This window comes from Streptococcus infantis (assembly GCF_001579645.1).
In the GTDB taxonomy this organism is placed as follows: Bacteria; Bacillota; Bacilli; order Lactobacillales; family Streptococcaceae; genus Streptococcus; species Streptococcus infantis_E.
Genome location: NZ_KQ970818.1, coordinates 417,581 through 418,219 on the forward strand (window position 1 = coordinate 417,581; position 639 = coordinate 418,219).

At 40.8% G+C, this 639-nt stretch carries 1 protein-coding gene; it reads left to right on the forward strand.

The window, feature by feature from the left end; genetic code table 11:
• A partial coding sequence (locus tag SINDD18_RS01975) for a discoidin domain-containing protein (protein WP_193750816.1) occupies positions 1–639 on the forward strand: 639 nt, incomplete at both ends.

Genomic DNA, 639 nt, shown 5'->3' on the forward strand with positions numbered 1-639 from the left:
GCCTTTGATAGCAACGTGTCAAGTCTATGGCATACATCATGGAGCGGAGGAGATGTTGGTAAACCTGCAACTATGGTCTTGAAGGAACCAACTGAAATTACTGGCTTCCGTTACGTTCCACGTGGTTCAGGATCAAATGGTAACTTGAGAGATGTCACTCTTGTCGTAACGGATGAAACAGGTAAGGAACATACCTTCAATGCAACCAATTGGGCTAACAATAATAAACCAAAAGATATTGACTTTGGTAAGACTATCAAGGCTAAAAAGATTGTTCTAACTGGAACAAGAACCTACGGTGATACAGAAAACCAATATCAATCAGCTGCAGAATTGATCTTCGCTCGTCCGCAAGTTGCTGAAGCAGGTCTTGATACATCAGCATATGAAGTAGCCTTGGCTAAAGCTCAAAAATTGACTGACAAGAGCAATCAAGAAGAAGTGGCAAGTGTTGTTGCTAGTATGAAATATGCAACTGACAATCACCTATTGACTAATAGAATGCTTGAATACTTTGCAAATTATTTGGATCAATTGAAAGACCAAGCCGCTAAACCTGATGCTCCAATAACAAGTAAGGGTGACGAACCAGCCCCAGTAGTAGAAGTCCCAGAATATACTGATCCAATTGGAACAGCA